This window comes from Pseudomonas lactis (genome assembly GCF_001439845.1).
Lineage (GTDB): Bacteria > Pseudomonadota > Gammaproteobacteria > Pseudomonadales > Pseudomonadaceae > Aquipseudomonas > Aquipseudomonas lactis.
This window is the reverse complement of sequence record NZ_JYLO01000002.1, coordinates 152,333-177,352: the sequence shown is the minus strand read 5'-3', so window position 1 is coordinate 177,352 and position 25,020 is coordinate 152,333. Positions and strand designations below refer to the sequence as shown.

The following is a 25,020-nucleotide window of genomic DNA, read 5'->3' as shown; positions in this document are numbered from 1 at the left end:
CCGTTGAGGTGCGTGATGAAATCAAGCTTCTGGAAATCCGGGCACACCCCGACCCTGTTTGCCGCGTTCCTGTATTTCGACCTGAGCTTCATGGTCTGGTACCTGTTGGGCCCCCTGGCGGTGCAGATTGCCGCTGACTTGCACCTGACCACCCAACAACGTGGCCTGGTGGTGGCCACACCGATCCTGGCGGGCGCGGTGCTGCGCTTCTTGATGGGGATGCTGGCCGACAAGCTGTCGCCCAAGACCGCCGGGCTGATTGGCCAGGTGATTGTGATTGTGGCGCTGTTCTGCGCCTGGAAACTGGGGATCCACAGTTACGAACAAGCGCTGCTGCTGGGCATGTTCCTGGGCATGGCCGGCGCGTCCTTCGCGGTCGCCCTGCCCTTGGCGTCGCAGTGGTATCCGGCGGAGCATCAGGGCAAGGCCATGGGCATCGCCGGCGCCGGTAACTCCGGCACCGTGTTTGCCGCGCTGTTGGCGCCCGTGCTGGCGGCCGCATTTGGTTGGAGCAATGTGTTCGGCTTTGCGCTGATCCCACTGGTGCTGACCCTGATCGTGTTCGCCTGGCTGGCGCGCAATGCCCCTCAGCGGCCAAAAGCCAAAGCCATGGCCGACTACTTCAAGGCCTTGGGCGACCGCGACAGTTGGTGGTTCATGTTCTTCTACAGCGTGACCTTCGGCGGGTTTATCGGCCTGGCCAGCGCCCTGCCCGGCTACTTCAACGACCAGTACGGCCTGAGCCCGGTGACCGCCGGCTACTACACCGCCGCCTGTGTGTTCGGCGGCAGCCTGATGCGCCCCTTGGGCGGTGCCCTGGCAGACCGGTTCGGCGGGATCAAGACCCTGCTCGGCATGTACAGCGTGGCGGTGATCTGCATTGCGGCAGTGGGGTTCAACCTGCCCAGTTCCTACGCGGCGCTGGCGCTTTTCGTCTGCACCATGCTCGGCCTGGGCGCCGGGAATGGCGCGGTATTCCAACTGGTGCCGCAGCGTTTTCGCAGTGAGATCGGCGTCATGACCGGCCTGATCGGCATGGCCGGTGGCATCGGCGGCTTCGCCCTCGCGGCAGGCATGGGCGCCATCAAGCAGAGCACCGGCAGCTATCAACTGGCCCTGTGGTTGTTCGCCAGCCTCGGTGTGCTGGCCTGGTTCGGCCTGCATGGGGTGAAACGGCGCTGGAGAACCACCTGGGGCTCGGCCGCCGTGACCGCCGCCCGCGTCTGATGAGCTTACGACTGAGCGTCGCCCAGGCCAGTGCCATCGGCCCGCGCAGCGAAAACCAGGACGCGCTGCGGGTGGTCACACCGATGGCGGAACTGGCCGCGAGCAAAGGCTACCTGTGCGCACTGGCCGATGGCGTCAGCCAGTGCGCCGACGGTGGCCTGGCCGCACGCTCGACCGTGCAGGCCCTGGCCCTGGACTACTACGCCACGCCACAGACCTGGGGCGTGGCCCAGGCGCTGGAGCGTCTGTTGCTGGCGCAGAATCGCTGGTTGCAAGCCAACGGCGGCGGGCAACCGTTGCTCACCACCCTGAGCGCCCTGGTGTTTCGCGGCCAACGTTTCACCCTGGCCCATGTCGGTGATTGCCGGGCGTATCGTTGGCTTGACGGCGAGTTGCAACGCATCAGCGAAGACCATGTGTGGGAACAGCCGGGGATGCAGCATGTGCTCAAGCGCGCCCTCGGCCTGGATCAGCACCTGGTGCTGGACTTCCTCGATGGTCCATTGCGCGAGGGCGAAAGTTTCCTGCTGCTCAGCGATGGGGTGTGGGCCACGCTGGGCGATCACAGCATCGGCGCGATACTGCGCGAACAAAGCGACCTCGATCTGGCCGTCAACACACTGGTCAACGCCGCCCACCTGGCGGGTAGCCAAGACAACGCCAGCGCCTTGCTGGTGCGCATCGATCAACTCGGCGCCGCCACCCTCGGCGACGCCCTGGTGCAGTTGCAGCAATGGCCACTGCCGCCACCGCTGAAAGTCGGGCAAACCTTTGAAGGCTGGGAGGTGCAAAGCGTGCTGGCGCAGAGTCGGCAGTCGTTGTTGTACCGCGTGCACGACGCCCAGGGGCAACCCTGGCTGCTCAAGACCTTACCGTTACGTTGCGACGATACCGATGCGGCCCAGGCGTTGTTATCGGAGGAATGGTTTCTGCGCCGGGTCGCCGGCCGTGCCTTTCCCGAAGTGCATGCCGCCAGTGGCCGTCAGCATTTGTACTACGTGATGCGCGAATACGCCGGGCAAACCCTGGCCCAACTGTTCCAACAACAGGGCCCGCTGCCGTTGGCACAATGGCAGTCGATTGCAGAACGCTTGCTGCGCGCCGTGGGCCTGCTGCATCGCCGGCAGATCCTGCACCGCGACATCAAGCCGGAAAACCTGCTGCTGGGAGAAGATGGCGAACTGCGGGTGCTGGACTTCGGCCTGGCCTATTGCCCCGGGCTCTCCGAGGACCGTGCCCACCTGCTGCCCGGCACCCCGAGCTTTATCGCGCCCGAGGCGTTCGCTGGCGAGCAGCCTACGGCGCAACAGGATTTGTATAGCGTCGGCGTGACCTTGTATTACCTGCTGACCGGGCATTACCCCTACGGTGAAATCGAGGCCTTCCAACGGCCCAGGTTTAACCAGCCCGTCAGCGCCAGCCGTTATCGCCCCGACTTGCCGGAGTGGTTGCCACACAGCCTGGAACGAGCGGTGACCGCTGCCCCGGCCCAACGTTATGAAACTGCCGAAGAATGGCTATTGGTGCTGGAGCAGGCCGACCGTCGCGAATTGAGCCTACGCCCACGGCCTTTGCTCGAACGCGAACCCTTGAAGGTCTGGCAAACCCTGGCGGTGGCTTCAATGCTGCTCAATCTGGTGCTGTTGTACTGGCTGCTGCACCACTAACGGGCAGAATCCGCCGGTTCTGCGTGTAAACGCCCAGTAAAACTGGGGCTATAGGGACTTGGCACAGCTGCTGCATTAGCTTTCCCAACACCCCACATATAGCCGCTCCTTCAACGACGAAGGGCCGAGCTTCCCGAGAGAACGGGACCAGGACAAAGGCGTCCTCGCTAGCTGACTAGCGGGGACGCCTTTTTTGTTTGCGCACGATTTGTCGAGCCATTGCGGAGAACGACATGAAAAAACTCAAACTGGTGATGATCGGCAACGGCATGGCCGGGGTTCGCACCCTGGAAGAACTGCTCAAGCTGAGCAACGAGCTGTACGACATCACTGTGTTCGGCGCCGAGCCTCACACCAACTACAACCGCATCCTGCTGTCGCCAGTACTGGCCGGTGAGCAAACCTTCGAAGAGATCGTGCTCAACGACCTGGATTGGTACCTGAACAACAACGTCAAGCTGCTGCTCAACCGCAAGGTGGTGCAGATCGACCGGGTCAAGCGCAAAGTCATCGCCGAAGACGGCACCGAGGCCGAGTATGATCGCCTGCTGATCGCCACCGGTTCCACGCCGTTTATCCTGCCGATTCCCGGCAATACCCTGCAGGGCGTAATTGGCTACCGCGACATCGCCGACACCCAAGCGATGATCGACACCGCCAAGACTCACAAGCATGCAGTGGTGATCGGCGGCGGCCTGCTCGGCCTGGAAGCGGCCAACGGCCTGATGCTGCGCGGCATGCACGTGACGGTGGTGCACATCGGTGAATGGCTGCTGGAGCGGCAACTGGACAAGACCAGCGGCCAGCTACTGCAAACCGAACTGGAAAGTCGCGGCCTGGTGTTCCGCCTGTGCGAGCAGACCCAGGCCCTGCACGATGCCGGCAATGGCCGCGTCGGCTCGGTGCAGTTCAAAAATGGCGACATCATCCCCGCCGACCTGGTGGTGATGGCTGCCGGCATCCGCCCCAACACCGAACTCGCGGAAAAGTCCGGCATTCCCTGCAACCGTGGGATCCTGGTCAACGACACCATGCAAACCTACGACCCGCGCATCTACGCCATCGGTGAATGCGCCAGCCATCGCGGCATCGCCTATGGCTTGGTGGCGCCGTTGTTCGAACAGGCCAAGGTCTGCGCCAACCACCTGGCCCAACTGGGGTTTGCCACTTACAAGGGCTCGGTGACCTCGACAAAACTTAAAGTCACCGGCATCGACCTGTTCTCCGCTGGCGACTTCATGGGCGGCGAAGGCACCGAGACCATCACCCTCTCCGACCCGATTGGTGGCGTGTACAAAAAGCTGGTGATCAAGGACGACATTCTGGTCGGCGCCTGCCTGTACGGCGATACCGCCGATGGCGGCTGGTATTTCCGCCAGATCCGTGAGAATCACGCCATCGGTGAAATCCGCGATCACCTGATGTTCGGTGAAAATGCACTCGGCGATGTCGGCCACCAAGGCCAGGACAAAGCCATGAGCATGGCCGACAGCGCCGAAGTCTGCGGCTGCAACGGCGTGTGCAAGGGCACCATCGTCAAGGCGATCCAGGAACAAGGGTTGTTCAGTGTCGATGAGGTGAAAAAACACACCAAGGCCGCCAGTTCCTGCGGTTCCTGTGCCGGCCTGGTCGAACAGATCCTGATCAACACCGTGGGCGGCGCCGCCGACGTCAAGCCCAAAAGTGAAAAAGCCATCTGCGGCTGCAGCGACCTCAACCACGGGCAGATCCGCCAGGCCATTCGCGAGCAGCACCTGCTGACCATCGACAGCACCATGCGCTACTTGAACTGGCGCACCCCCAATGGCTGCGCCACCTGCCGCCCGGCGCTCAACTATTACCTGATCTCCACCTGGCCCGGCGAAGCCAAGGACGACCCGCAATCACGGCTGATCAACGAACGGGCCCACGCCAATATTCAAAAAGACGGCACCTATTCTGTGGTGCCACGGATGTGGGGCGGTGTGACCAACCCTTCGGAGCTGCGCCGCATCGCCGATGTGGCCGACAAGTACAACGTGCCGATGGTCAAGGTCACCGGTGGCCAGCGCATTGACTTGCTCGGTATCAAGAAGCAGGACTTGCCAGGTGTGTGGAAGGATCTGGATATGCCGTCCGGGCACGCCTATGGCAAATCCATCCGCACCGTCAAAACCTGTGTGGGCAGCGAGTTCTGCCGGTTTGGTACGCAGAACTCCACACAACTGGGCATCGAGCTGGAGCATGACCTGTTCAATATGTGGTCGCCCCATAAGGTCAAGTTGGCGGTCTCCGGTTGCCCACGCAACTGCTCGGAAGCGGGCATCAAGGATGTGGGCATTATCGGCGTCGACTCGGGCTGGGAGATGTACATCGGCGGCAACGGCGGGATCAAGACCGAAGTCGCGGAGTTCTTCGTCAAGGTGAAAACCGCGGAGGAAGTACGCGAATACAACGGCGCGTTCCTGCAGTTGTACCGCGAAGAAGCCTTCTATCTGGAGCGCACCGTGCACTACCTGCAGCGGGTGGGCATGGAGCATATCAAGAAGGCTGTATTGGAAGACCCAGCGCGCCGCCAGGCCCTCAATGAGCGTTTGCAGTTCTCGTTGTCATTCGAGCAGGACCCGTGGAAGGAACGCCTGGAACAGCCGCTGCTGAAAAAGGAATTCGACGTGATCCCTGTCAAACAACTGGAGGTCTCGCTATGAACTGGCTGGATATCTGCGCCCTCGATGAAATCAACGCCCTGGGCTCGCGCATCATCAGCGGGCCGAAAGGTGACATCGCGATTTTTCGCACCAGTGACGACGAAGTCTTTGCCCTCGACGACCGCTGCCCGCACAAGGGCGGGCCGCTGTCCCAAGGTTTGATCTATGGCAAGCGCGTGGCCTGCCCATTGCACAATTGGCAGATCGACCTTGAGTCCGGCCAAGCCCAGGCCCCGGATATCGGCTGTGCCCACCATCACCAGGCCCGGGTGGAAAACGGCCGGGTGATGCTGGCCCTGCGGGACGCGGGTTGATGAACCGCCAGACCACCGCGTCCACCTGCTGTTATTGCGGGGTGGGTTGCGGCGTGCTGATCGAGCATGACGGCGAACAGATCCTGGGGGTGCAAGGCGACCCCAGCCATCCGGCCAACTTCGGCAAGTTGTGCAGCAAAGGCGCCAGCCTGCACTTGACCGGCGACTTGAGCGCCCGCGCGCTCTACCCGCAATTACGCTTGGGCAAAGACCTGGCACGCACCCGCACCGACTGGGACACCGCCCTGGACCACGCGGCCAACGTGTTCGCCGATACCATTGCCGAACACGGGCCCGACAGTGTGGCGTTCTATATCTCCGGGCAACTGCTGACCGAGGACTACTACAGCTTCAACAAGTTGGCCCGTGCGTTGGTGGGCACCAACAATATCGACAGCAACTCCCGGCTGTGCATGTCGTCGGCAGTGGTCGGCTACAAGCGCAGCCTGGGCGCCGATGCACCGCCGTGCAGTTATGAAGACTTGGAAAACAGCGACTGCGTGATGATCGTCGGCAGCAATATGGCCTACGCCCATCCGGTATTGTTCCGGCGCCTGGAGCAAGCCAAGGCGCAACGCCCGCACATGAAAGTGCTGGTGATTGACCCTCGGCGTACTGACACCTGCGATTTGGCCGACCTGCACTTGGCGATCTTGCCAGGAACGGATGTGGCGTTGTTCCACGGGATCTTGCATCTGTTGCTGTGGGAAGACTGGGTGGACCGCGCGTTTATCCAGGCCCACACCGACGGCTTGGCCGAACTCAAGCGCCTGGTGCATGACTACACGCCGCAGATGGTCACGCAGCTGTGCGGTATCAGCGTCGAACAGTTACGCCTGTGTGCGCAGTGGGTCGGCACCTCCAGCAGCTTTTTGTCGCTGTGGTGCATGGGGCTTAACCAGTCCACCGCCGGCAGCGCCAAAAACAGCGCGTTGATCAACCTGCATTTAGCCACGGGGACCATTGGCCGCCCGGGTTGCGGGCCGTTTTCCCTGACCGGCCAACCGAACGCCATGGGTGGGCGCGAAACCGGCAGCCTGTCCAACTTGCTGCCGGGCCACCGCGACGCGGCCAACCCTGAACACCGCGCTGAAGTGGCAGCCTATTGGGGCGTGGAGCAACTGCCGGCGACCACCGGCCTTACCGCCATCGAACTGTTTGAACAGGTGCAGGCTGGCAAGATCAAGGCACTGTGGATCGCCTGTACCAACCCTGCCCAATCCCTGCCCGACCAGAACGCAGTGCGCGCCGCCTTGGCCGCGTGCCCGTTCGTGGTGTTGCAGGAAGCGTTTCGTACCACCGAAACCGCCGCCTATGCCGACCTGCTACTGCCCGCCGCCAGTTGGGGTGAAAAAGACGGCACGGTGACCAACTCCGAGCGGCGTATTTCCCACGTGCGCCGCGCCATCAACCCACCGGGTGAAGCACGCGCGGATTGGGCGATCACGGTGGATTTCGCCCAGCGCCTGGAGCGCCGTCTGCGTCCGGGGTTGCCGAGCCTGTTCGCCTTTGAACAAGCGGCGCAGCTGTTTGATGAATTCAAGCCACTGACCCAAGGCCGTGACCTGGATATGTCCGGCATCAGCCATGCCCTGCTCGACCGGATCGGCCCGCAGCAGTGGCCCTTTCCAGAGGGCGCCCAGGCGGGTACGTCGCGCCTGTACACCGACGGCATTTTCCCTACTGACACTGGGCGGGCGCGCTTTGTCGCCGAGCCTTATCGCGCCGCTAAAGAACAACGCGATGCGCGATTCCCGTTGACCCTGATCACCGGCCGCCTGCGTGATCAATGGCACGGCATGAGCCGCACCGGCACCGCCGCCCAGTTGTTCGGGCACGTCAGTGAGGCGCTGTTGAGCCTGCATCCGGATGAGCTGCGCCGCCACCGCTTCAAAGAGGGTGACCTGGTCAGCCTGAAAAGCCGTCGCGGCAGTGTGATCGTCGCCGTTTGCAGCGATGACAGCGTGCGCCCCGGCCAAGCGTTTCTGCCCATGCACTGGGGCGACCGCTTTCTCAAGGGCGGCGTTAATACCCTCACTCAACCGGCGTTCGACCCTTTGTCCAAGCAGCCGGAGCTCAAGCACAGCGGCGTGCGCCTGGAAGCAGTGCAACTGCCATGGCAGCTGTTTGCGCTGATCGAAGGCGATGTGCAGCAGCACTTCGAAGCGTTGCGCCCACTGTGTGAAACCTTTGCCTACGTCAGCCTGAGCCTGGCTGGCCGTGAACGCCCCGCGCTGCTGGTGCGCGCCGCGCATACCGAGGCGCCCGACCTGCAACTGTTGACCCGCATCGACCACCTGCTGGGCCTCAACGACGGCCCGGTAATGGCCTATGACGACCCGCGCCGCTCAATCGGCAAGCGCGTGAAAATCGAGAAAGGCCGCATTACCGCCCTGCGCCTGGCCGGCGAAACCCTGGCCCGTCACTGGCTGCAAAGCCTGTGGCTGGAAGGCCGGGCCGACGAGCAACTGCGGCGCTGGTTACTGGCGCCCTTGAGCGCGCCACCGGGCGGTACCACGGCCAGCAACAAGATTATGTGCAACTGCAAGAACGTCAGCGAAAACGCCGTGTGTGCCGGTATCGGCAGCGGCCTGGACCTGGATGGCCTCAAACAGGCACTGGGCTGCGGCACCCAATGCGGCTCCTGCGTGCCGGAAATCAAACGTCTTTTGGCCAGCAACCCGCAGCCAATCGCCATCAGTGTGTAAGGGGAACAACATGAGCGCAAAAGTATGGCTGGTAGGCGCAGGGCCGGGTGATCCGGAGTTGCTGACCCTCAAGGCGGTCCGGGCTCTGCAGGCAGCGCACGTCGTGCTGATTGATGACTTGGTCAACCCGGCAGTACTGGAACACTGCGCCAGCGCCCGGGTGATTACCGTCGGCAAGCGCGGCGGCTGCCGCTCTACCCCGCAGGAGTTTATTCACCGCCTGATGCTGCGTTATGCACGCCAGGGCAAGTGCGTGGTACGCCTTAAAGGCGGTGACCCATGTATTTTTGGCCGCGGTGGCGAAGAGGCAACCTGGCTGCGCGAGCGTGGTGTCGAGGTGGAATTGGTCAATGGCATCACCTCAGGGCTGGCCGGGGCGACCCAGTGTGACATCCCGTTGACCTTGCGCGGGGTGAGCCGTGGAGTGACCTTGGTCACCGCGCATACCCAGGATGACAGCAGCTTGAACTGGCGTGCGCTGGCGGAGGGTGGAACCACGCTGGTGGTGTATATGGGCGTGGCCAAGCTGGACGAAATCCGCGAACAGCTGCTCAACGGCGGCATGGCTGCGGATATGCCGGTGGCAATGATCGAAAACGCTTCATTGCCCCAACAACGCGAATGCCGCAGCTCGCTTGCGGCCATGCATGAAGCTGCAACAGCCTTTGCACTCAAAAGCCCGGCCATCCTGGTGATTGGCCAGGTTGCCGGCGCCGCACAGATGGCTAGCATCGCCGCTGCGGCAAGCGCCTGAGGCAAATCGCAGGCGAAAAAAAGCCCGGCCTGAGCCGGGCTTTTCTTTACTACTCAGTAATTACTGAGCGGTAGCTTCAACCGACGCTTCTACGCGACGGTTAACAGCGCGACCAGCTTCAGTTGCGTTGTCAGCAACTGGGCGGGATTCGCCGTAACCAACAGCAGTTACACGGCTAGGAGCAACGCCGTCTTTAACCAGGACTTGCTTAACAGCGTCAGCACGACGCTGGGACAGCTTCTGGTTGTAAGCGTCTGGACCTACGGAGTCAGTGTGACCAGCAACTTCTACGTTGGTAGCTGGGTACTGAGCCATGAAGTCGGCCAGGTTTTTAACGTCGCCGTAGCTGTTAGGCTTAACAACGGCCTTGTCGAAGTCGAACTTAACGTCCAGCTCAACACGAACAACCTGAGCAACCGGAGCTTCTGGCTCTGGAACTGGCTCTGGAGCTGGTGCTGGGGTAGGAGCTGGAGCTGCTGCGCCAGCGTTACCGCCGAAGTTCACGCCCAGGCCGACCAGTGCGGAGTAGTCCCACTTGCCGTTGTCCAGACCGTAGTCAGCTTCAACACCAGCACGAGCGTACAGGTTGTTGGTGAAGTAGTACTTCACGCCGGTACCGATGGTAGCGAAAGTGGTCTGATCGCGACCGGTGTGGCCGTCAGCGCGCACGTTGCCACGGCTCTGGTGGCCGAAACCGCCTTCAACGTATGGACGCAGGCTATCAACGCCAGCCTGACCGAAGTGGTACTGAGCAACGAGGCTGCCAGTGTCACCTTTGATCTTCTGGTTGCCAGTGCCGTCGTTCGAACGGGTGTGGTTGGTCTTGTCGTACGACAGATTCAACGACAGATCGTCGGTCAGGAAGTAACCAATGCGAGCGCCTGGGTTGAAGCCGTCTTCGATGTGCTTAACGCTATCGTTGTACTGCTTCTTGTAGAACAGCTCGCCTTCAACTGCGCCTTGGCCTTGTGCCAGAACGCCGAAAGAAGTAGCGGCAATAAGAGAACCAATGGCCAAGCCCAAGGTGTTTTTCAGTTTCATCCGTTAAATCCCCATCTGGTGATTGTAAAGCAGTCCCACAAACCGGGGGACAACTCGGCGACAAGTCTAACAGAACTTGCCTACACGTAAGAGATATTTGCTACGCACTAAGTTTCAGTCTCGCCCGCAAATTTCTCACGTAATTTATCAAGAGCACGCTTGTACCGCATTTTTGTAGCACTCAAACCCATATGCATGATGTCAGCGATTTCCTGAAATTCCAGCTCTGCGACAAATCGAAGCACCAGAATTTCGCGGTCAATCGGGTTCACATGCACCAACCAGCGATCAAGTCCGCCCTTTTCCTCGGGTGCCGGCGCCTTCTCTTCAGACGCCTCCTCAAGGGGGTCCAGACTCAAAGCGTCCATCAGGCGACGCTTTCGCCGTTCCTTCCGATACTGCGTGATGCACTCGTTGTACGTGATGCTGTACAGCCAGGTCTTGAACTTCGATTTGCCCTCGAAGTTCTTCAGGCCGTATAGCACCTTGAGCATCACTTCCTGACAGACATCATCCGCGTCTCTATCGTTCCCCAAATACCTTGAACAAACGTTGAACAGAGTGCGTTGATACCTGCGCATCAATTCTTCGTACGCGCGTGTTACGTGAAACAGCTCCGTGTGCGAGCGCGCGACCAACTCCTCATCAGAGAGCTCACGGGGGTCATAGCGCGTGGACAGCGTTTGGGCTTTATTCAAAACAAGTCGTGCCGACAGTCAGGTCAATGTCCGCTGCAACCCGGTCACCCGGGTTTGCGGCGGCGTACATTAGCAGGATTTGCCGGATTAGCGGCTACTGACCTGCTGCTCCAGGAGAATCCGGTTAGACAGCGACACCAGTTCCCCGTCATCGGTCAGCACGGTCGTCTTGACTGTGCCGATCTCCTCGATTTGCCCTTCGACCTCGCCCACACGCACCTGTTGCCCAACTTGATACAGCTCACGCACATAGATTCCCGCAAGAATCTGACCGGCAATTTCCCGGCTTCCCAACCCCATGGCCAGCGCAACTGCCAGACCAACGGTAATCAAAACAATCACAATCACGTGGTTGAGCAGGTCAGTTTTGACCTCCAACTGGCTGATCGCGACAGAAATACTGATGATGATCACCAGCCCCTGGGCGATTCGCCCCAGGCCCGCCGCGTAGTCCAAGCCCACGCCTTCGGCGGCCCCGCGCACCAGCCCGTTGGCCAATTGCGCGAGTAAAACCCCCACCAGCAGCACCAGCGCGCCGCCGAACACTTTCGGCAAATACAGTGCCAGCATGTCGAGCGTAGCTGAAACTCGCTCAAGTCCAAGGGACTGCGCTGCAGAAACCAGAAAAATAAGTAGAACGAACCAATAGACGATCTTGCCGATCAGGGTCGAAATCGGTACTTGCAACCCCGCGCGGCCAAGCAATTTGGTCAGGCCAGTGCCGGCCATCAGGCGGTCGAGGCCCAGTTTGGCGAGCAATTTGGACAGCAGGGTATCGAGCAGCTTGGCGACGACAAAACCCAGCAATACCAGGACCAGGGCACCAAACAGGTTGGGAATGAAATTCGCCACCTTGGTCCACAATGCGGTCATCGCGGTGACCAGGCTCTGGGTCCAGAGATCAAGTTCCATATTCAATCAGCCTTATCAGCAGTGCTAGCAAGAGGTTTACGACGGGAAACCGGTGACACATGGGCCGAACCGTTGTTCAGGGCCATCATCAATGCCGGCACCCAACGCCCGAGCAGACCGAACAGGTCACCCGCCCCTACCTGACGGTTGGCGGTTTTCAGTACGCGGCCCAGGCAAGCATCGTCATCACGGTTGGATGGCGAAGCATTGAGCATGTCACGCAAAGACTGTTCGAACGGATCGTGCATAGAGACCTCTCGCAAGTGATTTAAAAGACGAGGGTAAAATTCATCGGGTCACATCGGCCCTTTCTTACGTTCAGGTCATATTCAGGTCAAACCCAGCGCAATCGTCGAAATAACCACCATTGCCCCAATGCCACAGACACCATCAACAGGCACGCAATCATGAATCCATAAGGGCTCTCGGAGAACGGAATGCCGCCCACATTTATACCGAGCAGACCGGTGAGAAAACTCATCGGCAAGAAGATCCCGGTGATGATCCCGAAGCGGTACATGGTGCGGTTCATGCGCAGGCTCAAACGCCGGTCTTCGGCCTCAAGCACAAGCCCCACGCGCTCTCTGGCCAATTCCAGCTCTTCCAGGTAACGGGTCAGACTGTTGTGCAATTCATTCCAATAGTCGGCATCGTCGTCGCAGAACCACGCCAATTTGATTCGCGTGAGCTGGGCAAAAATATCCCGCTGGGGAGCCAGGAAGCGCTTGAGTCCGGCGGCTCTTCGACGTATCTGCAGAACGCTGCCGTGCTCCGGGGTATACCGTTCGTCGGCATCGAGTTTTTCTTCCTCGGAATCGACGATTTCAGACAAGCCAGCGACCAGATCCTGCACTTTATTGGTCAGGTACTGAGCCATATAAAGGATGAGCTCGGATGCCGTCTTGGGGCCTTTACCGTCTGCCAGTTGCACCAGCAACTCATCGGTGGCGCGCAAGGGGCGCAAACGCAACGAGATCACTCGGTTGGCAGCGGCGAAGATGCGCACCGACACCATGTCTTCGGGCTCGGCGCCTGGGTTGAGATTGATCCCGCGCAGAAACAGCAGCAATTCGGCGTCCGGCAGCGGCAACAGGCGTGGGCGAGTGTTCTCCTCCAGCAGCAGGTCACAGGCAAACTCGCTCAGGCCGCTGGATTTGCGCAGCCAGGTCTGGGTTTGAGGATGGCTGCGATCCCAGTGCAGCCACAGGCTTTCCTGGGGCTGCAACTGCAGATCGTCGAGCTCAGTCCGGGCAATCGAACGCGCACCGCCTTTACCGTCCAGCACCAGGGCATGCACCAGCCCCCATTGCGCGTTTTCTTCTTCGAACATCCTCACCCCAATCGGTTACGGCAGTTTATTCAGGCATTTTCAGTGGGCTGGGCGACACGATCACCCCGTTGTTGTCGGCGTAAATGTACTCACCGGGGCGGAACGTCACGCCCCCGAATGTCACCGCCACGTTCAGGTCGCCAAGGCCGCGCTTGTCGGTTTTTTTCGGATGCGAGGCCAGGGCCTGCACGCCCAGGTCGGTCTGGGCAATGACGTCGACGTCACGGATACACCCGTAGATGACCAGCCCTTCCCAACCGTTTTTCGCGGCTTTCTCGGCAATCATGTCACCCAGCAGCGCGCAGCGCAGGGAACCGCCACCGTCGACCACCAGCACTTTACCAGCGCCCGGCAGGTCAGCCTGCGCCTTGACCAGGGAGTTATCCTCGAAGCATTTGAGGGTGACTATCTCGCCGCCAAAGGAGTCTCGGCCACCGAAGTTGCTGAACATCGGCTCCACTACCTGCACCAGCTCCGGGTAGGCGTCACACAGGTCGGGGGTCACGTAATGGTTCATCGAGAAACTCCTGTCATCAAAGAAGAGGTCGAACATCCACGGTGTACATCAAGAAAACGCCTCGCGACAGGCATTCTTTAAGTGCCTGCTCGTTGGCGGCGGCCATGATCAAACCCCGATCAGCGCAACGCAATACACGTTGCGCGACTGAATATGACCAGAACCGCGTGGCGCGTCATATCTTAGCCGCAACCCTTCAAGAGTGAAACGCCCCTGGCAGAGCGTTTCGTCAAACCGTTGCAGCCACCTCGGGCTGCGTGCCGAATAAAGGTGTCAGCGGGTCGTTCAACCAACGCTCGACCAAAGGCCACACTTGGGCCTGGGCGGCTTTGCTGACCAGCATCTGCACATGGCCGAAATCCTCGCTGAAACCTTGCTGACGCCCCAGGCACAGGTACTGGCGATGCTCGCTGCCCACTTGCTCGAAGAGCTTGCGGCAGGCCCAGTCTGGGTCTTGTCGGTCGCCCGCTGCGCTCACCGCCAACAGCGGCACATCGACCTGCGCCAAGCCTTTCCACCAGTCATGCTCGGCATCGCCAAACCGGCCGAACAGGCCGTTCCAACGCATCGCTTCGATCATCACGCCAGCCGGTTCGTCCTCGGGCCCACGCTTGAAGCGCGGGCCGGACAGGTGGCCAAGGCGCTTGAGAATAAAGCGCCCACCCCACTGCACCGGTGGGATTTTCAACGGCCAATGGGTACGACTGACCTGGCAGCCGAACAACGCCACCGATGCCACCGCAGATGCATCCAAGTGCTGCCCGCCCAAGGCCGCAGCCAAGGTGGTGGCGCCGAGGGAATGCCCGAGCCAGTGCGGAACCTGCCCGCTTTGCTCAGACACAAACGCCCCCACAGCCGGCAAATCGTAGCGTGCGTAATCGGCGACATGGTTTCTGGCGTAGTCGTGATTGCGCTTGGACAAGCCATGGCCGCGCATTTCCGGGATCCACACATCAAATCCGCGACGCGCCAGGTATGCCCCCAGGCCGATGCCCTTGGGCGAGTACCAGAAGCGCCGGTTGGAAAAGCTGCCATGCAATAAAATAATCGGCGTGCCCCGGTTTTCCGGGACATCGGCCAGGCCCAAACGGGTCACCGCCAACTCGACGGTGCCGTCCGGGCTGTTACCGGGTTTGAGCCGATAGACATCTTCACTCAGGTCGCCACGACGTTCAGCGCTGATCAGGGCGACAGGAAATAGATTGCTGCTGCTTTGCATAATGCTCTTGCACAAAAAAGGGCGGCGTCCGCAAGGATTCCCGCCCTGTACAGATAAGAATGCCGGTCACCCGCAACGAGTGACCGGCACTTTTGACCAGGCGATCTTAGGCGGACGCTTGGCCTTCAGCCAGGAAGAACCAGGTTTCCAGCACGGAATCGGGGTTCAGCGAAACGCTCTCGATTCCCTGTTCCATCAGCCATTTGGCCAGGTCAGGGTGGTCCGAAGGGCCTTGGCCGCAGATACCGATGTACTTGCCCGCCTTGTTACAGGCCTGGATGGCGTTGGCCAACAGCTTCTTGACCGCCGGGTTACGCTCGTCGAACAGGTGGGCGATGATCCCCGAGTCGCGGTCCAGGCCCAGGGTCAACTGGGTCAGGTCGTTGGAGCCGATGGAGAAACCGTCGAAGAACTCCAGGAACTCTTCAGCCAGGATGGCGTTGGACGGCAATTCGCACATCATGATCACGCGCAGGCCGTTCTCGCCACGGGTCAGGCCGTTTTCGGCCAGCAGGTCCACCACTTGGCTCGCTTCGCCCAGGGTGCGCACGAACGGCACCATGATCTCGACGTTGGTCAGGCCCATCTCGTTGCGCACGCGCTTGAGCGCACGGCATTCGAGCTCGAAGCAGTCACGGAAGGCTTCGCTGATGTAACGCGAGGCGCCGCGGAAGCCCAGCATCGGGTTTTCTTCTTCCGGCTCGTAGAGCTTACCGCCGATCAGGTTCGCGTATTCATTGGACTTGAAGTCCGACAGGCGCACGATGACCTTTTTCGGGTAGAACGCCGCAGCCAGGGTGCTGATGCCTTCAACCAGTTTCTCGACGTAGAAACCTACCGGGTCGTTGTAGCCGGCGATGCGCTTGTCGACGCTTTCCTTGATGTCCAGTGGCAGGCCGTCATAGTTCAGCAGTGCCTTGGGGTGCACGCCGATCATGCGGTTGATGATGAATTCCAGGCGGGCCAGGCCCACACCGGCATTCGGCAACTGCGCGAAATCAAAGGCGCGGTCCGGGTTGCCGACGTTCATCATGATCTTGAACGGCAGGTCGGGCATGGCGTCGATGGAGTTTTGCTTGATATCAAAGCCCAGCTCACCTTCGAAGATAAAGCCGGTATCGCCTTCGGCGCAGGACACGGTCACGCCCTGGCCATCCTTGAGCAGTTGGGTGGCGTTGCCGCAACCCACGACGGCCGGAATCCCCAGTTCACGAGCGATGATCGCCGCGTGGCAGGTACGCCCGCCACGGTTGGTGACAATGGCACTGGCGCGCTTCATCACCGGTTCCCAGTCCGGGTCGGTCATGTCGGAAACCAGTACGTCACCCGGCTGGACCTTGTCCATCTCGGACACGTCCTTGATGATCCGCACCTTGCCTGCGCCAATGCGCTGGCCAATGGCACGGCCTTCCACCAGCACGGTGCCGGTTTCCTTGAGCAGGTAGCGTTCCATGACGTTGGCCGAAGTACGGCTCTTCACGGTCTCGGGGCGTGCCTGCACGATGTACAGCTTGCCGTCGTCACCGTCCTTGGCCCACTCGATGTCCATCGGGCACTTGTAGTGCTTTTCGATGATCATCGCTTGTTTGGCCAACTCGCTGACTTCAGCGTCGGTGAGGCAGAAACGCGCGCGCTCGGCCTTGTCGACGTCAACGGTTTTAACCGAGCGACCGGCCTTGGCCTCGTCGCCGTAGATCATCTTGATGGCCTTGCTGCCCAGGTTACGGCGCAGGATGGCCGGGCGACCCGCTTCGAGGGTGCCCTTGTGTACGTAGAATTCGTCGGGGTTGACCGCGCCCTGTACGACGGTTTCGCCCAGGCCGTAGGCGCCGGTGATAAACACCACGTCACGGAAACCGGATTCGGTATCGAGGGTGAACATCACGCCGGCCGTGCCGGTTTCCGAACGTACCATGCGCTGCACGCCGGCAGACAGGGCCACCAGCTTGTGGTCGAAACCCTGGTGTACGCGGTAGGAAATCGCACGGTCGTTAAAGAGGGAGGCAAACACTTCCTTGGCCGCGCGGATCACGTTTTCGACGCCGCGAATGTTGAGGAAGGTTTCCTGCTGGCCGGCAAAGGAGGCGTCCGGCAAGTCTTCGGCGGTGGCGGAGGAGCGCACGGCAACGGCCATGTCCGGGTTACCGGCGGACAGGGTGGCAAAGGCGGTGCGAATTTCTTCGTTGAGCTTCTCGGGGAACTCGGCTTCCATGATCCACTGGCGGATCTGGGCGCCGGTCTTGGCCAGGGCGTTGACGTCATCGACGTCCAGGGCGTCCAGCGCGGCGTGGATCTGGGCGTTGAGGCCGCTCAGCTCGAGGAAGTCGCGGTAAGCCTGGGCCGTGGTGGCGAAACCACCGGGCACCGAGACACCAGCGCCTGCAAGATTACTGATCATCTCGCCGAGGGATGCGTTCTTGCCCCCCACATGCTCTACATCATGGACGCCGAGCTTATCGAGGGAAACTACGTACTCTACCAAGGTGATCTCTCCACTTTCTGTGTTGGAAAAGCTCAGGACGCGGGTTGCTCAGTAGGAGCTAACGCCAGCGCTTGTGGCCTGGACCTGGAAAATAAGTGAGAATGCGGCCCACTGCGGGACGGCAAAATCGCGCCTATCATATCCAAGATTCGCCATCAGCTTAAGGCCCAGGGCTCAAATGAAACGATCTGCTTTCTTTATTTCCGACGGCACCGGCATTACAGCCGAAACATTGGGTCAGAGCCTGCTCGCGCAGTTCGAAAACATTACCTTTGCCAAATTCACCCGGCCTTATATAGACAGCGTGGATAAAGCGCGGGCCATGGTACAACAAATCAATCTGGCGGCTGAAAAAGACGGTTTTCGCCCGATCATTTTCGACACCATCGTCAATCAAGACATTCGTGAGATTCTCGCAACGTCGAATGGTTTCATGATCGACATTTTCTCTACCTTCCTGGCGCCGCTGGAACAGGAGTTGAGTGAACATTCGTCCTATTCCGTCGGAAAGTCCCACTCCATCGGGCATAACTCCAACTATATGGAGCGTATCGAGGCGGTGAACTTCGCCCTCGACAACGACGACGGCGCCCGCACCCACTACTACGACAAGGCCGACCTGATCCTGGTGGGCGTATCGCGTTGCGGCAAGACCCCGACCTGCCTGTACATGGCCATGCAGTTCGGTATTCGTGCGGCCAACTACCCGCTGACCGAAGATGACATGGAACACCTGACCCTGCCCGCCGCTTTGCGCGCGCATTCACACAAGCTGTTCGGCCTGACCATCGACCCGGACCGGCTGACCGCCATCCGCAACGAACGCAAGCCCAACAGCCGCTACTCCAGCTATGCCCAGTGTGAATTTGAAGTGCGTGAAGTAGAAAATCTGTTCCGCCGCGAGAATATTGCGCACATCAATTCCACGCATTTTTCGGTGGAAGAGATTTCGGCGAAGATTTTGGTGGAGAAGGGTGTGGAGCGGCGCTTCAAGTGATCTCTGTCGCCTGATCTGATCGTTCCCACGCTCTGCGTGGGAACGCCGCCTGGGACGCTCCGCGTCCCGCAATAGCGACGCGGAGCGTCGCAAGATGCATTCCCACGCAGAGCGTGGGAACGAGCAACGGTAACGCGGATTTACAGATGAAACCGCCCGCCTCCCTGCCCCAACGCCGTCGCCAGCGCATCAAACCCCTCGCGCAGTAACTGATCATCGCCCGACGTGTTGCAGATACTCGCCCGAATAAACTGCGGCACCGCCGTCTGCCCCACGGCAAACGCCTCGGCGGTGGCGATCAGGTAATTGTTCTGCTTGAGCTCCGCCTCGATTTCCGAGGCCCGCCAGGGCTCCGGCACTTCGATCCAGAAGTGCGGGCTGTTGAGGTGGGTGCGATAAGCCAGGCCGGTCAATAGATCTTCGACCAACGTCTTGCGCCGGCTGATCTCGTTGATCTGCTGACGCAACAAATATTCCGCCGTGCCGTTTTCAATCCACTGGGTCGCCAGTTCCAAGGTCACAGGTGTGGCCATCCAGCAGGTCGAACGGATCGCCGCCGAGATGCGGCTGACCAGCGCAGGTGGCGCATGCACGTAGCCCACCCGCAAACCGGCTGACACCGCCTTACTCAGGCTGCTGATCAAGATCGTACGCTCTGGCGCGAAATAGCTGAGGGGCGGCGGACGGTCCTCCACCAGCACACCGTGGGCTTCGTCCTCCAGAATCAGCAGGTTATGTTCGCGACACACCCTGGCCAAGGCTTCGCGGCGCGCAACCGATAACACGGCGGTGGTCGGATTCTGGATAGTCGGCGTGCAATACAACGCCGAAATCCGGTGATTACGACAGACCTCATCCAGCGCCGTGGGCAGCACACCCTCCTCGTCCATCTCCAGGCCGATCAGCCGCACCCCCAGCATGCGCGCAGCGGTAATCAGCCCGGGGTAAGTCAATTGCTCGGTGACCACCGTATCGCCAGCGCGCAGCAGGGCCATCATGGCGCACAGCAAGCCGTGCTGGCCGCCGTTGACGCAGATGACCTGCTCGGGAATCGGATGAAACTCGCGCTGCACCAGCCATTGCGCGCCCGCTTCACGGTAACGCGGCAGGCCGGCGTCCGGGGTGTAGGCGCTGATGTCCTGGAGGAACTTGGCGTTGGTCGACAGGGTTTGAAAGCTCTGGGCGAGAAACACCGTCTCTTGCCCGGGAATGTGCATGTTGCGGCTCATGTCGAAGTACTGGCGCGGCTCCTCGCTGAAATTGCGAAAGCCCTCATCACGCTGGCGCTCCATCCCACGCTTGCGCACGAAGGTGCCGTCACCGACCCGTGCAACCACCAGGCCCAGGCGCTCCAGTTCACCGTAGGCCCGGCTGATGGTGCCGATGGTCACGCCTAAATTGTCGGAAAGCACCCGATGGGGCGGCAGTTTTCGTCCCGGTTCAATCAAGCCTTCAAGGATGCCCCGTTCCATCACATCGGACAGGCGCTTGTACTTCACGCCCTGCCCGTTGGACAAGCCCTCACGCATAATTGACACCATGTCAATATTTGTTTTGACAGCCATCTTTCGCCCTAATAGTGTGCTTTTACGGGTTCAATCGCCGATAAACATAACTCATTACAAGTTCAATATAGAGTTCAATTCCGGCTCAGGGAAGCAATAAACGATGCCAATGTCCGCCGTTCTCGAAAACACTGCAAAAACAAAAACGCAAAAACAGTGGCTCGCCGGGCTGGTGACCAGCGTGATGTTCCTGATCGTTTGCCTGAGCTGGGGCACTACTTGGCTGGGCATCAAGATCGCCGTCGAGAGCGTGCCGCCGCTGACATCCGCCGGCCTGCGCTTTCTCATCGCGTTTCCGCTGTTCCTGTGTTTTGCCATGGTGCGCCGTGAGCCGATCCTGTTTCCCCGGGAAAGCCGCTGGTTCTTCGTATTCGTGACCCTGTCCTACTTCAGCGTTCCCTACTATTTGCTCAATTACGGCGAAATGCATGTGTCGTCGGGCCTCACCGCCCTGCTGTTCAGCTGCATGCCGGTGTTCATCCTGATCTTCTCCGCGCTGTTCCTGCGCGAGCGCATCTATTTCTCCCAGGTGGTCGGCATCGGCATCGGTTTCGGCAGCCTCTACATGATCATCAGGAGCCAGGGCCTGCACCTGGACCACGCCGAGTTCCTCGGGGTGCTGGCCATTCTGAGCGCCGCGATCATGCACGCCTTGTGCTATGTCATTACCAAGCAAAAAGGCAGCGCCATCAGCGTCATCACCTACAACACCCTGCCCATCGGCATTGCCGGGCTGATGCTGTTCCTTGCCGGCCTGTGGTTTGAAACGCCGACGTTCGACGCCATCACCCTGCGTTCCTGGAGCGCGCTGTTCTACCTGGGCCTGGTGGCCTCGGTGGGCGGGTTCATTGTGTATTTCATGCTGCTCAAGCGCCTGAGCCCGATCATCCTGTCATTCGTCTTCATCATCTTCCCGGTGTTCGCGGTCATCATCGGTGCCTGGTACGAAGGCGTGGAAATTTCCCGCGACCTGATGCTGTATTCGGCGATCCTGCTGGCCGGCTTTGCGATCACCAAGTTGCCGATCGAAAAACTCATGGCCAAGAAAAAGTGACCCTCAACCAACGCGAGAGAAACATGGACGTCCTCCGCCCCACCGCCCTGGAACAGATCTACGCCCACGCCAGCCGCAGCTACCCCGAGGAGTGCTGTGGTTTTGTCTTCGCCGACGGCAGCGTGTACCTGGGCAGCAATATCCAGAATGAGCTGCACCGCAAGAACCCCCAGATGTACCCACGCAGCGCGGCCAACGGCTACACCTTTTCGGTGGCCGACACCCTGCTGATGAACAAGGCGTTTCGCAGCGACAACCCGGTGGTGGTGATCTACCACTCACACCCGGATGTGGGCGCCTATTTCAGTGACGAAGACCAGGACAAGGCACTGTTCCTGGGCGAGCCGATCTTCCCCGTCAGTTACCTGGTGGTGGATGTTCGTCAGGGCCAGGCCCTGGGCTCCAAGCTGTTTGCCTGGGATGGCAAGCATTTCTCCCTTCAACCTTTCAACGACCTGCACACGGAGTTGTCCATGAACGCTGTCTCTTTCCCCGACATTCTGGTTCGCGTGGCCAAGCTGCCGGAATCGACCCTTGAGGGCGCCGGATCGACATTGCGCGAAGTCATTGAAAATCTCTGCACCCATCACCCCCAATTGCGTCAGCACCTGTTCCATGAAAATAACGACCAGCTCAAGGAACACTTCCTGTTTACCGCCGAGGAGGCGCTGATAGACGCCGATGAACCCCTGCCAGCAAAAGCCCGTATCGAAGTATTGCTCGCCACCTCCGGCGGCATGGACATCGACACCCTGAGCAACGAAGAAGTGCAGCGCTATGTGCGCCACATCACCCTGCCGGGCGTCGGCCGCGAGGGCCAATTGAACCTGAAGAAAGCCAAGGTGCTGGTCATCGGTACCGGCGGCCTGGGCTCGCCCATCAGCCTGTACCTGGCGGCGGCCGGCATCGGCACCCTGGGCCTGGTGGACTTTGACGTGGTGGAAAGCAGCAACCTGCAACGCCAGATCGTGCATGGCAACAGCACCCTGGGCATGCCCAAGGTCGAGTCCGCCAAGCAGCGCCTGCTGGACCTCAACCCCTATATCCAGATCAATGCGCACAACACCGCGCTCGACACTGACAACGCCCTGGAACTGGTGGGTGCCTATGACCTGGTGATCGACGGCACCGACAATTTCGACACCCGCTACCTGGTCAACGACGCCTGTGTGCAGTTGGGCAAACCTTTGGTGTACGGCGCCATCTACCGTTTCGACGGGCAGATCAGCGTGCTCAACTATAAAGGTGGGCCGTGCTATCGCTGCCTGTTCCCCAAGGCCCCGCCCGCTGAGCTGGCGCCCAATTGCAGCGCGGGCGGTGTGATCGGCGTGTTACCGGGCGTGGTCGGCATGATCCAGGCCACCGAGGCGATCAAATTGCTGATCGGCATTGGCGAACCCTTGTCCGGCCGCTTGATGCGCTTCGACGCACTGGCGATGAAGTTCAGCGAGATCCGCTTCAAGCGCCGCGCCGACTGCCCCTGCTGTTCAGACCTGCGCCACAGCGAAACCGTCGCGCCGGCCACCTGCGCCGATGCCTTACCGAGCCAGCCCTCCCTGGCCGCAGAACGCTACATCAAGCCCCAAGGGCTCAAGCAAGTGCTCGAACACCCCAGCAGCGCCGATGTATTGCTGGATGTGCGTGACGCCAGCGAACTGGAGGTGTGCAAATTACCCGGCGTGGTGCATATCCCGCTGGCAGAACTGGATGGACAACTCGCCAGCCTGAGCCGCGACAACACCCACTACCTGATCTGCTACGCAGGCACCCGTGCCGAGCAAGCCGCCAGCACGCTATTGGCCGCCGGCTTTGCCAACACCAAAGTCTTGCAGGGCGGCATGAAACATTGGGTTCGCGACGTCGAACCTGACATGCCGTTGTACTAAGGGTGGGGGCGTACTGATGCTGCACAACTCCATTCTCGACGTGATCGGCCAAACGCCGATCGTGCGTCTGGCCCAGTTTTCCGAAGACCTCGGCATCGAGGTCTACGCCAAGCTGGAGTCCCTCAACCCCGGCGGCAGCCACAAGGCGCGCATCGCCCTAGGCATGATCCTGGATGCCGAGCGCCGCGGTGTGCTGATCCGTGATTCCGGGCAGACCATCATCGAACCCAGTGGCGGCAACACCGGCATTGGCCTGGTGATGGCCGGCAACGTGCTGGGCTACAAAGTGGTGCTGGTGATCCCTGACAACTACAGCCCGGAAAAACAGAAGCTGCTGCGGCTGTACGGTGCCAGGGTAGTGCTGTCCGACAGTCGCCTGGGCAATAACTCCCACGGTGAAAAGTGCATGGAGCTGCAGTTGGAGAACCCCAACTACGTGATGCTCAACCAGCAACGCAACGGCGCCAACCCCCAAACCCACCGCGACACCACCGCCCCGGAAATCCTGCGCGCCTTCGGTGAACAGCGCGTGGACTACTTCGTCAGCGGCATAGGCACAGGGGGCCACATCACCGGTATCGGCGAAACCCTCAAGGCCGCCTGGCCCGCGCTGCGAGTGATGGGCGTAGAACCGGAAGAATGCGACCTGCTCAAAGACCGGCACGCGGCGCACGGGATCCAGGGCCTGTCGATCGGCCTGATCCCCAGCATCCTCAACCTGGACGTGATCGACGGCATGCTCAAGGTGTCGCACGCCGATTGCCTGGACATGATCAAACGCATCATGCGCACCGATGCCATCAGCCTGGGGCTGTCTTCGGCCGCCAACATGGTTGCCATCGCCCAACTTGCCCCCGAACTGCCGCCTGAAACGGTGGTGTTGACCATGGTCTACGACAATGCCGACAGCTACCTGCCCAGTTTCGAATAACCGGGCTTTTAACCATTCAACATACGGGGGTGTCTCCATGGGGGGCTTTATCGACATGCAACAGCTGCACGATGAGTTGCTGACCCACCTCATCACCACCCTGACGCCCGGGCAGATGAAGCAGCTGGAACCGCACCTGGCGCCGTTGATCCAGAACGCCGCCCAGGCAGTGGCCGAAGACCTGATCGCCTATGCCTATCGGGACCCGGCGTCCCGTGGCCGCGGTGAGTTGATCCTGGAATCCTACGCCTCGTTCAAGGCCGTACTGTTCTACCGTCTTGCGCACCTGGTGTGGCATTTCCAGGCCGCTGACAACGGCGAGTTTTCGCGCATGGCCCTCAAGCTGAGCAACCAGGGCAAGATCCTCTCCGGCGCCGAGATTCACCCGGCAGCGCGTATTGGCCGGCGCTTTGTGCTGGACCATGGCTACGGTACCGTCATCGGCGAAACCTGCGTGATCGGCAACGACTGCTACATCCTCTGCGGCGTGACCCTGGGCGCGCGCGGTATCGCCAACAACCCGGACGGCAAGCGCCACCCACGCCTGGGCAATAACGTCGAAGTCGGCGCCGGCGCCCGGGTGCTGGGCTATGTTTCGATCGGCGACAACGTGTTTATCAGCCCCTCCTGCGTGATTACCCAGGACGTGCCGGCAGGCACCAAGGTCAAGGTGGTCAACCAGATCCAACTGCAAAAAAACGATGAATCGGACCACAGCAACTACCTCGGCGCCTTTGCCCTGGATGAGCGCTTGCACGTGGTGGGCGAAGTGAGTGTCGGCCACAAGGTCACCGTGCTGGACGCCGACTTTCATCCCCTGCAAGGGCTGATGCTCGAACCCACGGTGAAAGAGCGGCACCACCTGCAGTTTCGTCTGCGTCGCCTCGACAACGACGAACAACTGCCACGCCTGCCGCTGAACCTGAAGGTGTGCGGGCCGGAATTTGAAATCACCCTGCTCTCTCCCCCTGGCTTGAGCGCACTGGTGCGCCACCTCTTGCAAGCCACCCCATTGATCGTCGGAGGTTGAA

At 60.6% G+C, this 25,020-nt stretch carries 20 protein-coding genes; 11 read left to right on the top strand and 9 right to left on the bottom strand.

Annotated elements, in window-relative coordinates; genetic code table 11:
• Positions 1–15: 15 nt before the first annotated feature.
• From TX24_RS03690 to cobA, 6 genes are all read left to right on the top strand, one after another.
• Positions 16–1,227: a nitrate/nitrite transporter gene (locus tag TX24_RS03690; protein WP_003193275.1), complete on the top strand. Its 1,212-nt coding sequence runs from the start codon at positions 16–18 to the stop codon at positions 1,225–1,227.
• Entirely contained in the window at positions 1,227–2,894 is a 1,668-nt protein-coding gene (locus TX24_RS03685) for a bifunctional protein-serine/threonine kinase/phosphatase (RefSeq protein ID WP_057709737.1), read from the top strand. Before TX24_RS03690 ends, TX24_RS03685 begins: the two co-directional genes overlap by 1 nt.
• A gap of 233 nt (positions 2,895–3,127) precedes the next feature.
• The gene (nirB, locus tag TX24_RS03680) at positions 3,128–5,581 is read left to right on the top strand and encodes a nitrite reductase large subunit NirB (protein ID WP_020302634.1); all 2,454 of its coding nucleotides are present in this window, start codon (positions 3,128–3,130) and stop codon (positions 5,579–5,581) included.
• The gene (nirD, locus tag TX24_RS03675) at positions 5,578–5,895 is read left to right on the top strand and encodes a nitrite reductase small subunit NirD (RefSeq protein WP_003193279.1); all 318 of its coding nucleotides are present in this window, start codon (positions 5,578–5,580) and stop codon (positions 5,893–5,895) included. Before nirB ends, nirD begins: the two co-directional genes overlap by 4 nt.
• A complete protein-coding gene (locus TX24_RS03670) occupies positions 5,895–8,603 on the top strand; it encodes a nitrate reductase (RefSeq protein ID WP_057709736.1) in 2,709 nt (902 codons plus the stop codon). Before nirD ends, TX24_RS03670 begins: the two co-directional genes overlap by 1 nt.
• A gap of 10 nt (positions 8,604–8,613) precedes the next feature.
• Positions 8,614–9,357: a uroporphyrinogen-III C-methyltransferase gene (gene cobA, locus TX24_RS03665; protein ID WP_003193282.1), complete on the top strand. Its 744-nt coding sequence runs from the start codon at positions 8,614–8,616 to the stop codon at positions 9,355–9,357.
• Between the two features lie 60 nt (positions 9,358–9,417).
• Here cobA and TX24_RS03660 read toward each other — a convergent pair whose 3' ends face one another.
• The 8 genes from TX24_RS03660 to ppsA all read right to left on the bottom strand — a co-directional run bounded on the left by TX24_RS03660 (position 9,418) and on the right by ppsA (position 17,556).
• Positions 9,418–10,398 (bottom strand): OmpA family protein, encoded by a 981-nt coding sequence (locus TX24_RS03660; RefSeq protein ID WP_003193285.1) that lies wholly within the window; start codon positions 10,396–10,398, stop codon positions 9,418–9,420.
• A gap of 107 nt (positions 10,399–10,505) precedes the next feature.
• On the bottom strand, positions 10,506–11,096 hold the full coding sequence (gene sigX / locus TX24_RS03655) for an RNA polymerase sigma factor SigX (RefSeq protein WP_003193286.1): 591 nt from the start codon (positions 11,094–11,096) through the stop codon (positions 10,506–10,508).
• 87 nt (positions 11,097–11,183) lie between these two features.
• Complete coding sequence (locus TX24_RS03650) at positions 11,184–12,008, bottom strand: mechanosensitive ion channel family protein (protein WP_003193288.1); 825 nt, start codon at positions 12,006–12,008, stop codon at positions 11,184–11,186.
• Positions 12,009–12,010: 2 nt separating this feature from the next.
• The gene (locus TX24_RS03645) at positions 12,011–12,256 is read right to left on the bottom strand and encodes a hypothetical protein (protein WP_003193290.1); all 246 of its coding nucleotides are present in this window, start codon (positions 12,254–12,256) and stop codon (positions 12,011–12,013) included.
• An 86-nt stretch (positions 12,257–12,342) separates the two neighbouring features.
• Entirely contained in the window at positions 12,343–13,338 is a 996-nt protein-coding gene (locus TX24_RS03640) for a zinc transporter ZntB (RefSeq protein ID WP_003193292.1), read from the bottom strand.
• A 25-nt stretch (positions 13,339–13,363) separates the two neighbouring features.
• Positions 13,364–13,855 carry a ribonuclease E activity regulator RraA gene (gene rraA / locus TX24_RS03635; protein ID WP_003193293.1) on the bottom strand — a complete coding sequence of 164 codons (492 nt, stop codon included), beginning with the start codon at positions 13,853–13,855 and terminating at the stop codon, positions 13,364–13,366.
• A gap of 229 nt (positions 13,856–14,084) precedes the next feature.
• Positions 14,085–15,074, bottom strand: a complete 990-nt coding sequence (locus tag TX24_RS03630) for an alpha/beta fold hydrolase (RefSeq protein ID WP_003193294.1) — start codon at positions 15,072–15,074, stop codon at positions 14,085–14,087.
• A gap of 106 nt (positions 15,075–15,180) precedes the next feature.
• Positions 15,181–17,556, bottom strand: a complete 2,376-nt coding sequence (gene ppsA, locus TX24_RS03625) for a phosphoenolpyruvate synthase (protein ID WP_032895796.1) — start codon at positions 17,554–17,556, stop codon at positions 15,181–15,183.
• Positions 17,557–17,734: 178 nt separating this feature from the next.
• On the opposite strand from ppsA, the gene ppsR reads away from it, so the two are divergent.
• A complete protein-coding gene (gene ppsR, locus TX24_RS03620) occupies positions 17,735–18,553 on the top strand; it encodes a posphoenolpyruvate synthetase regulatory kinase/phosphorylase PpsR (protein ID WP_003193298.1) in 819 nt (272 codons plus the stop codon).
• A gap of 140 nt (positions 18,554–18,693) precedes the next feature.
• Here ppsR and TX24_RS03615 read toward each other — a convergent pair whose 3' ends face one another.
• Positions 18,694–20,118 carry an aminotransferase-like domain-containing protein gene (locus TX24_RS03615; protein ID WP_003193301.1) on the bottom strand — a complete coding sequence of 475 codons (1,425 nt, stop codon included), beginning with the start codon at positions 20,116–20,118 and terminating at the stop codon, positions 18,694–18,696.
• Between the two features lie 109 nt (positions 20,119–20,227).
• Between TX24_RS03615 and TX24_RS03610 the strand changes: the two genes are divergently transcribed.
• The 4 genes from TX24_RS03610 to TX24_RS03595 are packed head-to-tail and all read left to right on the top strand — an operon-like array spanning position 20,228 to position 25,019.
• The gene (locus tag TX24_RS03610) at positions 20,228–21,172 is read left to right on the top strand and encodes a DMT family transporter (RefSeq protein ID WP_032900824.1); all 945 of its coding nucleotides are present in this window, start codon (positions 20,228–20,230) and stop codon (positions 21,170–21,172) included.
• Between the two features lie 23 nt (positions 21,173–21,195).
• Positions 21,196–23,058 carry a molybdopterin-synthase adenylyltransferase MoeB gene (moeB, locus tag TX24_RS03605; RefSeq protein WP_057709735.1) on the top strand — a complete coding sequence of 621 codons (1,863 nt, stop codon included), beginning with the start codon at positions 21,196–21,198 and terminating at the stop codon, positions 23,056–23,058.
• A 16-nt stretch (positions 23,059–23,074) separates the two neighbouring features.
• A complete protein-coding gene (locus tag TX24_RS03600) occupies positions 23,075–23,989 on the top strand; it encodes a PLP-dependent cysteine synthase family protein (protein WP_003193306.1) in 915 nt (304 codons plus the stop codon).
• 37 nt (positions 23,990–24,026) lie between these two features.
• Complete coding sequence (locus TX24_RS03595) at positions 24,027–25,019, top strand: serine O-acetyltransferase (protein WP_003193308.1); 993 nt, start codon at positions 24,027–24,029, stop codon at positions 25,017–25,019.
• The last annotated feature ends 1 nt before the right edge of the window (position 25,020 follow it).